Source organism: Promicromonospora kroppenstedtii DSM 19349 (assembly GCF_000515355.1).
GTDB classification, from domain to species: domain Bacteria; phylum Actinomycetota; class Actinomycetes; order Actinomycetales; family Cellulomonadaceae; genus Promicromonospora; species Promicromonospora kroppenstedtii.
Genome location: NZ_KI911693.1, coordinates 1 through 1894, shown reverse-complemented (window position 1 = coordinate 1894; position 1894 = coordinate 1). Strand labels below are relative to the sequence as shown.

The window sequence follows — 1894 nt, the reverse complement described above, 5'->3', positions numbered from 1 at the left end:
CCCGGCACGTGCCCGGCGCGGTACTGGTCGTGGCCGTCGGTCATGCCCAGCGCCCAGCGGACGTCGAGCACGACGGGCCGACCCTCGGCCGGGTCCGGCGCGCCGCCGACCTGCAGGTCGGCCGCCAGCGTCGCGGCGTCGACCAGGACTCGTTCCCTCATGCGGCGTCTCCCGTGGCGTCGTTCGGGGTGTCGGCAGCCGGGGCATCGACCGGCGACTCGACGGCGGCGTCCGCCGTCGGGTGCTCCACCTCGGACAGCTCCAGGCGCATCGTGTACGCGTCCATGTCCTCGGGCTGGTAGTAGCGCTTGCGCACGCCGAGGATCTGGAAGCCGAAGTCGCGGTACATCTCGATGGCGGGCGCGTTGTCGACGCGCACCTCCAGCAGCACAGCCTCTGCCTTGACCTTGCGGGACCGCTCGATGAGGGCGTTCATGAGCTGGCGCCCCACTCCGTGCCGCTGCACGTCGGGGTCCACGCCGATGGTCATGATCTGCGTGACGTCGCCGTCGAACCAGAGACCGGCGTAGCCGACGACGGGCTGGTCCCCGGCGCGGTCGAGCCGCTCCGGCTCCGCGACGACGTACCAGCGACCCAGGCCGGCGAGCTCGTCGGCGAGCATCCCGTACGTCCAGGCGCCGCGGCCGAAGAGCTGGCGCTCGAGCTGCAGCACACGGTCGAAGTCGGCGCTGCGCAGCGGGCGGAGCCGCACCTCGGTGATCATGCGGCACCGCCGGTGGCGGCCGTTGCCGGACCGGTCCCGGATCCGACACCCGAGCCCGTCGGGGAGCCCGGCTCGTGCACGTCCGGACGCCGCAGGTACAGCGGCTCGGTCGGCAGGTCCTCGCCGGCGGCGCGGCGCACCAGTGCCAGGCGGGCGAGCACGGTCGCGTCCGGAACCAGCGGGGCGTCGTCGGCCACGGGCAGGAACTCGGGATAGAGCATCGCGCCTTCGCCGACCACGACGGGCAGCGGGGCGTCCCCGGCGTCCGGCGTGGGGAGCTGGGCCTGCGCCACGAAGCCGGCCCGGTCGACGTCGGGCCCCGCGGTCCGCTCCACGACCGGGACGCCGTGCGGCCCCTCGTGCGCGACCACGCGGTAGCGCGCCCAGTAGACCTCCTTGCGACGGGCGTCGGAGGTGGCCAGGATCTCCTGCCCCGCGCGGAGCCCGAGGTCGCTGACGGCCTGCACCGCCAGGGCATCGAGGCTCGGCACGCCCAGCACCGGGATGCCGAGGGAGAGCGCGAGCGTCCGGGCGGTCACCAGCCCGACGCGCAGCCCCGTGAACGGGGCGGGGCCTGTTCCGGCGACGACGGCGGTCAGGTCGGCGCGCTCGATCCCGGCCTCGTCGAGGACCTCCGTGATCAGGGGCGCGAGCGACTCGGCGTGCCTGCGGCGCTCGTCGGAGGAGCGGGACGCGAGGCGCGCACCGTCCTCGTCGACGAGGGAGACGGCGACGGCTGCTGAGGTATCGAGAGCAAGAACGGCCACGCGACCAGGGTATTACGGCCGCAGGCGGCCGCAGGGAATGATCGGCGGTTCGTCAGGTGATCGGCAACCCGGGCTGCCGATCGCCCGACGAGCTACCGATCACAACAGGGAACGCAGGTCCACACCGGCCCACCGTGGCCCCACCGCGCGGATCGTCACCTTGCGCGTCCCCGCCTCCGGGTCCTCGACCGCCTCCGCGCCGGGGTCGAACGCCGGTGCGGCACCCCGCGGCCGCTCCAGGTCGATCTCCAGGCGGTCGTCGGCGAGGGCCTCGGCCAGGCCGCGCCCCCACTCCACGACGGTCACGGAGTCGTCCAGCGACGAGTCCAGGTCGAGCGCGTCGAGCTCGCCGAGCCCGCCGAGCCGGTAGGCGTCGACGTGCACCAGCCCCGGCCCGCGCGTC

Annotated in this window: 3 protein-coding genes; all 3 read right to left on the bottom strand. The window is 74.5% G+C overall.

Annotation, left to right across the window (positions count from 1 at the left end):
* Positions 1-157: 157 nt before the first annotated feature.
* On the bottom strand, positions 158-724 hold the full coding sequence (rimI, locus tag PROKR_RS16805) for a ribosomal protein S18-alanine N-acetyltransferase (RefSeq protein WP_036964888.1): 567 nt from the start codon (positions 722-724) through the stop codon (positions 158-160).
* Complete coding sequence (gene tsaB / locus PROKR_RS16800; RefSeq protein ID WP_036964887.1) at positions 721-1491, bottom strand: tRNA (adenosine(37)-N6)-threonylcarbamoyltransferase complex dimerization subunit type 1 TsaB; 771 nt, start codon at positions 1489-1491, stop codon at positions 721-723. The genes rimI and tsaB overlap by 4 nt, the downstream gene beginning before the upstream one ends.
* Positions 1492-1590: 99 nt before the next feature.
* Positions 1591-1894: tRNA (adenosine(37)-N6)-threonylcarbamoyltransferase complex ATPase subunit type 1 TsaE (locus PROKR_RS16795; protein ID WP_036964886.1), on the bottom strand; the 304-nt coding region annotated here is incomplete at its 5' end.

Coding starts and splice junctions, on each gene's coding strand:
- rimI (WP_036964888.1), bottom strand. CDS start 724: ATGATCACCGAGGTGCGGCTCCGCCCGCTGCGCAGCGCCGACTTCGAC.